The organism is Methylobacterium sp. WL103, assembly GCF_008039885.1.
Lineage (GTDB): Bacteria > Pseudomonadota > Alphaproteobacteria > Rhizobiales > Beijerinckiaceae > Methylobacterium > Methylobacterium cerastii.
On the sequence record NZ_VRUX01000244.1, the window covers coordinates 1 to 6,130 of the forward strand.

8 protein-coding genes are annotated in these 6,130 nt (G+C 69.0%); 6 read left to right on the forward strand and 2 right to left on the reverse strand.

The genetic code is table 11. The features are described from left to right. On the reverse strand, positions 1 to 445 hold a 445-nt coding region (locus FV222_RS32030), incomplete at its 3' end, for a YidB family protein (RefSeq protein ID WP_348644938.1). After that, complete coding sequence (locus FV222_RS15105; protein WP_147814911.1) at positions 355 to 1,230, reverse strand: ATP-binding protein; 876 nt, start codon at positions 1,228 to 1,230, stop codon at positions 355 to 357. The genes FV222_RS15105 and FV222_RS32030, both read right to left, overlap by 91 nt. A gap of 131 nt (positions 1,231 to 1,361) precedes the next feature. Here FV222_RS15105 and FV222_RS15110 point away from each other — a divergent pair, with 131 nt between their 5' ends. The 6 genes from FV222_RS15110 to FV222_RS15135 all read left to right on the forward strand — a co-directional run. Continuing rightward, positions 1,362 to 1,760, forward strand: coding sequence for an MAPEG family protein (locus tag FV222_RS15110; RefSeq protein ID WP_147753277.1), 399 nt, complete (start codon positions 1,362 to 1,364; stop codon positions 1,758 to 1,760). Between the two features lie 134 nt (positions 1,761 to 1,894). Continuing rightward, positions 1,895 to 2,230 (forward strand): preprotein translocase subunit YajC, encoded by a 336-nt coding sequence (yajC, locus tag FV222_RS15115; protein ID WP_147753278.1) that lies wholly within the window; start codon positions 1,895 to 1,897, stop codon positions 2,228 to 2,230. Between the two features lie 164 nt (positions 2,231 to 2,394). Then, positions 2,395 to 4,002 carry a protein translocase subunit SecD gene (gene secD, locus FV222_RS15120; protein ID WP_147753279.1) on the forward strand — a complete coding sequence of 536 codons (1,608 nt, stop codon included), beginning with the start codon at positions 2,395 to 2,397 and terminating at the stop codon, positions 4,000 to 4,002. Between the two features lie 124 nt (positions 4,003 to 4,126). Beyond that, on the forward strand, positions 4,127 to 5,068 hold the full coding sequence (gene secF / locus FV222_RS15125) for a protein translocase subunit SecF (protein WP_147814913.1): 942 nt from the start codon (positions 4,127 to 4,129) through the stop codon (positions 5,066 to 5,068). A gap of 1 nt (position 5,069) precedes the next feature. Then, a complete protein-coding gene (locus tag FV222_RS15130; RefSeq protein ID WP_147814915.1) occupies positions 5,070 to 5,459 on the forward strand; it encodes an MTH938/NDUFAF3 family protein in 390 nt (129 codons plus the stop codon). Continuing rightward, the coding region (locus tag FV222_RS15135; RefSeq protein WP_187277345.1) for a phytoene/squalene synthase family protein at positions 5,456 to 6,130 on the forward strand (675 nt) is incomplete at its 3' end. The genes FV222_RS15130 and FV222_RS15135, both read left to right, overlap by 4 nt.

Here is a 6,130-nt window from a genome sequence, read left to right on the forward strand (position 1 = left end):
CCTCCGGCGAGAGCAAGGCGGCGTAGGCGCCCGCGGGCAGGGCGACGTTGGCGCCCGATCCGAGCCAGGAGGAGACCGCCGCGCCGTGGCCGGCCTCGCGGAGCCTGTCGAGGAAGGCCGGAAGGCCGCCGGGGTGGATCTTGGCGAAGGCCATCGGTAGCCCGTCTCCGCCAATAGCATCAATGCGTGCCTCGGCGCGAGCGAGCGCGTCCCGGAACATGTCGAACAACCCCATGACGTCAGACCATCCCCCAACAGCCGTCCGCCGGGAGGCGGAGTGCATCGAGGATGCAAGCTCGGGCGCAGGCGACGCACGACAAGCACCTGCGGCGACGAAGCGAAAAAGAATAGCGCTCAGTCGAGGGTGCGGCCGAGACGTCCGGCGAGGTCCTGGATGAATTGGAAGGCCGTGCGGCCGGAGCGCGACCCGCGGGTGGTCGCCCATTCCAGCGCCTCGGCCCTCAGCGCGTCGGGTTCCACCGGCAGCGCGTAGCGCTCGGCGTAGGCGTGGATCATCGCCAGGTACTCGTCCTGGCTGCACTTGTGGAACCCGAGCCAGAGGCCGAAGCGGTCCGAGAGCGAGACCTTTTCCTCCACCGCCTCGCCGGGGTTGATCGCGGTGGAGCGCTCGTTTTCGACCATCTCGCGGGCGAGCAGATGCCGCCGGTTGGAGGTGGCGTAGAACAGCACGTTGCCGGGCCGCCCCTCGATGCCGCCGTCGAGCGCCGTCTTGAGCGACTTGTACGAGGTGTCGTCGCCGTCGAACGAGAGGTCGTCGCAGAACACCACCCAGCGATGCGGGTCGGGGCGCAAAGTCGCCATCAGGTCGGGCAGCGCCTCGATATCCTCGCGGTGGATCTCGACGAGCTTCATCGGCAAAGCGCCTGCGGCGCGGCGGGCGTTGATCTCGGCGTGCACCGCCTTGACCAGCGACGACTTGCCCATGCCGCGGGCGCCCCAGAGCAGCGCGTTGTTGGCAGGCAGCCCGCGCGCGAAGCGCTCGGTGTTCTCGGCCAGCGTGTCGCGCGCCCGATCGATGCCGGTGAGCAGCCCCATCTCGACGCGATTCACCCGCGGCACCGGGATCAGACGGCGCTCCGGTCCCCACAGGAAGGCGTCGGCCGCGCTCATGTCGGCCTCGACCCGCGCGGGCGGGGCGGCTCGCTCGAGGGCGGTCGCGATGCGCTCCAACAGGGGGAGCAGCGTGTCCAGGGTGGTTGCTTGTGTCATGGCCAATGGGTTCGGGTGGGCCGCGGATCGCCCGGGCCTACGCGCGCAAAGTCCTTGCTGCAACCAGGTGGCCGGCTGCAACGTCGCGGGCCGACCCGCGTTGTTGGCGCGACCTCGACCGGAGCCGACCTTTGATCTTCCCAGCCACCACCGCCCTGTTCGCCGGCCTGCTCGGCCTGCTCTTCATCGGCCTCTCCGCCTGGGTGATGGGCGGGCGCGTGAGAGGCAACGTCCTCCTGGGCGACGGCGGCAAGGACACGCTGCAGCGGCGCATCCGCTCGCACGGCAACTTCTCCGAATACGTGCCGATGGCGCTGGGCCTCGTCGCCCTGCTTGAGGCCGGCGGGACCCGGCACTGGATCGTGGTGTCACTGCTGACGATCCTGCTCGTCGCGCGCCTGCTGCATCCCGTCGGCATGCTTGCGCCGGAGAACTCGCCGCGCCAGTTCGCCTGCCGCGGCGGCGGCATCATCGCCACGCTGCTGGTGACTCTCGTGGCGGCGATCCTGCTGATCATCCGCGCGATCTGAGCGCGATCTGAGACCTGGGGGCCGCCCGGCGTTGCTTTCGGGACGCCCCTGGCTATAGTCCGCGCGCTTTCAGACAGGCCCGGCGACGCTTTCGACAGGCGCGCTCGGGCCTGATGTCACATGAGGAGACGCGCTTGATCACCCCCGCCTTCGCGCAAGGGGCCGGCACCGTTGCCGGCGGAGCCGAGATCGCCTTGCAGGTGGTTCCTTTCGTCCTCATCTTCGTGATCATGTATTTCTTGATCCTGCGGCCGCAGCAAAGGCGGGTCAAGGATCATCAGGCCCTGGTCAAGAACGTCCGCCGCGACGACACGATCGTCACCAACGGCGGCCTCGTCGGCCGGGTCGTGAAGGTGATGGACGAAGCCTCCGAGATCGAGGTGGAGATCGCGCCGAACGTTCGGGTCAAGGTGGTGCGCACCATGATCTCCGAGGTCCGCGTCAAGGGCGGGCCGGTCAAGGCCGCCTAGGGCGCTCTCCGCCGAAGCGAGTCCCGGTTCGGCGTTGGAGACCTCGGCACGGCAACAGCTCGGAGCCGTTCCCGATCGCGTCGCGACCAGGACAGGCTTCAGACCCGCCGGATCAGGATGCCGCGGCAAGTCCCCGGCAGGACTGCAGAAAACAGAGTCGGCGGATGTTGCGCTTTTCCCGTACCAAGATCATCGCGACCCTCGTCGCCATCCTGATCGGCCTAAGCCTCGCGGTCCCGAGCTTCTTCTCGGCCGACCAACGCAAGGGCTTCATGGCCGCGCTGCCGAGCTGGTTCCCGGCCTGGATCGTGCCGAGCCGTGCGATCGTCCTCGGCCTCGACCTGCAGGGCGGCTCGCAGCTGCTGCTGGAGGTCGACCAGACCGAGCTCGTCGCCTCCCAGGCCAAGGGACTGCGTGACGAGGTCCGCGGCGTGCTTCAGCGCGAGAACGTGCGGGCGGATGGCGGCATCGGCATCCTCCAGCGCGGCGTCCAGGTCCGCATCGCCGACGCGGCGGCGCGTGCCAAGGTGATGCCGAAGCTGCAGGAGCTGGCGCAGCCGATCTCGAACCCGCTCGTCGGCCAGACCGGCGGCCGCACCCTCGACATCAACGAGCAGCCCGACGGCCTGATCCGCCTCGCCCTCACCGATGCGGGCATCAACGAGCGCACCCGCCGCGCCGTGACCCAGGGCATCGAGGTCATCCGCCGCCGCCTCGACTCGACCGGCACACTGGAGCCCTCGATCCAGCAGCAGGGCGCCGACCGCATCCTGATCCAGGTTCCCGGCCTGCAGGATCCGGAGCGCCTGGAGGCGCTGCTCGGCAAGACCGCCAAGCTCGAGTTCCGGATGATCTCCGACAACCCGGCCGGCGACGTGGACATGCTGCCCTCGCGCGACGAGCGCGGCGCCAAGGTGGCGGTGGAGCGTCGCGTCATGGCCGACGGCGGCGACCTCACCGACGCGCAGCCGGCCTTCGACCAGCAGACCCACGAGCCGATGGTAAGCTTCAAGTTCAACCTGAAGGGCGCCCAGCGCTTCGGTCAGGCGACCTCGGAGAACGTCGGCCGCCGCATGGCGATCGTGCTCGACAACGAGGTGGTCTCGGCTCCGGTGATCCGCAGCGCGATCACCGGCGGCTCTGGCCAGATCACCGGCAACTTCTCGGTGCAGCAGGCCAACGACCTGTCGATCCTGCTGCGCGCCGGCGCGCTGCCGGCGAAGTTCACCGTGGTCGAGCGCCGGGTCGTCGGGCCGGGTCTCGGCAGCGACTCGATCCGCGCCGGCAAGATCGCCACCGGCGTCGCCGGGCTCCTCGTCGTCGCCTTCATGTTCCTGACCTACGGCACCTTCGGCTTCATCGCGAACATCGCCCTCATCGTCCACGTCGGGCTCATCCTCGGCCTGATGTCGGTGCTCGAGGCCACCATGACGCTGCCCGGCATCGCCGGCATCGTGCTCACTATCGGCACGGCGGTGGATTCCAACGTGCTGATCTACGAGCGCATGCGCGAGGAGCATCGCGCCGGGCGCTCCCTCGTCTCCGCGCTGCAGGCCGGCTTCGACCGGGCGTTCGCGACCATCATCGACTCGAACTCGACCATGGCGATCGCCGCGCTGATCCTGTTCTTCCTCGGCTCCGGCCCGGTGAAGGGTTTTGCCGTGGTGTTCATCCTCGGCATCCTCACCACCGTCATCACCGCGGTGACGCTGACGCGGATGATGATCGCGGTATGGTACAAGTCGTTCCGGCCCAAAGCCCTGCCGTTCTGAAAGCCTTGCCGTTCTGAAAGCCTTGCCGTTCTGAGATCGTTGCCGTTCTGAGATCGTCGCCGCTCCGCACGTCGTCCGTTCAGGGGAGCCGATCGTCGCTTCCCGACCGTAAGGTCCTTTGAAAATGCGCCTGCTTCGCCTTTGGCCCGATGAGTCGCACTTCGACTTCATGCGCTTCCGTCGCGTGAGCTTCCCGCTCTCGGCGATCCTGTCGGTGGCGACCGTGGTGCTGTTCCTCACCGTCGGCCTGAACTACGGCATCGACTTCAAGGGCGGCACGCTGGTCGAGCTGCAGGCGAAGTCGGGCACCGCCGACGTCGGCGAGATCCGCCACACGGCCGCCGGCTTCGGCTTCGGAGAGCCCGAGGTACAGGAGCTCGGCAACCAGGGCACCGTGTTGGTCCGCCTGCCGCTGCAGCCCGGCGAGCAGGGCCAGACCGCGGTGATGAACAAGGCGCACGGCGCCTTCGACAAGGATTACGAGTTCCGCCGCACCGAGACCGTCGGCCCCCGCGTCTCGGGCGAGCTGGTGCAGTCGGGCACCCTCGGCGTCGTGCTCTCGGTCGTCGCGGTGCTGCTCTACCTGTGGTTCCGCTTCGAGCGCGAGTTAGCGCTCGGCGCCATCATCGGCACGCTGCACGACATCGTGCTGACCATGGGCGTGTTCATCATCACCCGCATCGAGTTCAACATGACCTCGATCGCGGCGATCCTCACCATCGTCGGCTACTCGCTGAACGAGACCGTGGTGGTGTTCGACCGGACCCGCGAGCTGATGCGCCGGTACAAGACCATTCCCACCGACGAGCTGCTCAACCTGTCGATCAACTCGACCATGTCGCGCACGGTGATGACCTCGGTCTCGGCCTTCCTATCGCTGCTGGCGCTGGTGCTGTTCGGCGGCGAGGCGATCCGCGGGTTCGCGGTGGTGATGCTCTGTGGCGTTGTGATTTGCACTTACTCTGCCATCTTCGTTTCCACACCCAGTCTCATTTATCTTGGTCTGATGCTCTCGGGCACCAAGGCCCAGGCCGCCCGCGGGCGCCTACCGCAGGCTGCGGAGTAGGATGGCCGAGCTCGACGGCTTCGAGCAGGGTTTCCTGCCCGGCCGCCACCTCATCGACGCCTACGGCAAGGGCGGCTTCCGCTTCGGCGAGATGTCGCACCGCGGCTCGATCCTGGCGCTGCCCTCGGGCGTCCGCGCCTGGGCCGTGACGGAGGGGAGGGCGATCGACCGCACCGCGTTGCGCCCGGTTCAAGCCGAATCGGCGGAGATCGAGCTGCTGCTCGTCGGCACGGGCCTCGACATCGTGCCGCTGCCACCCGATCTTCGGGCATGGCTCAAGGACAACCGGATCGGTCTCGACGTGATGCAGACCGGCGCGGCGGCGCGCACCTACAACATCCTGGTGGCGGAGAACCGCAAGGTGGCGGCGGCCCTGATCGCGGTCGCGTGAGCGACGCGCCGGATCGGGCGGACGCACGAGAGGATGGGCTCGGCAGCCTCGCCTTCGCCTTCCGCCATTGCGAGGACCTCGTCCGTGCCGGCGACCCGGACCGCTACTTCGCGACCCTGTTCGCGCCGCAAGGCGCCCGCCCGCACCTCTTCGCCCTCTACGCCTTCAGCCTGACGATCGCGCGGGTGCGCGAGGCCGCCTCGAACCCGATGGCCGGCGAGATCCGCCTGCAATGGTGGCGCGACGCGCTCCAGGGCGAGGCCCGCGGCGACGTGAAGGCCAACCCCGTGGCCGCCGCCCTCCTCGACGCGATCGTCGCCCGCCGCCTCGGGCGCCAGCCCTTCGTCGACCTGATCGACGCCCGCGTGTTCGACCTCTACGACGACCCGATGCCCCGGCTGAACGACCTGGAGGGCTATTGCGGCGAGACCGCCTCGGCTTTGTTCCGGCTCGCCAGCCTGATCCTGTGCGACGGCGCGGAGCCGGGCGGTGCCGCCGCCGCGGGCCATGCGGGCGTCGCCTACGGCATCACCGGACTGCTGCGGGCGCTGCCGTGGCACGCCCGCGGCGGCCAGGTCTACCTGCCGGCCGACGTGTTCCGCGCCCACGGCGTCACCCGCGAGGACATCGTCACCGGCCGCGGCGGGCCGGGCTTGCGCGGCGCCTGCGCG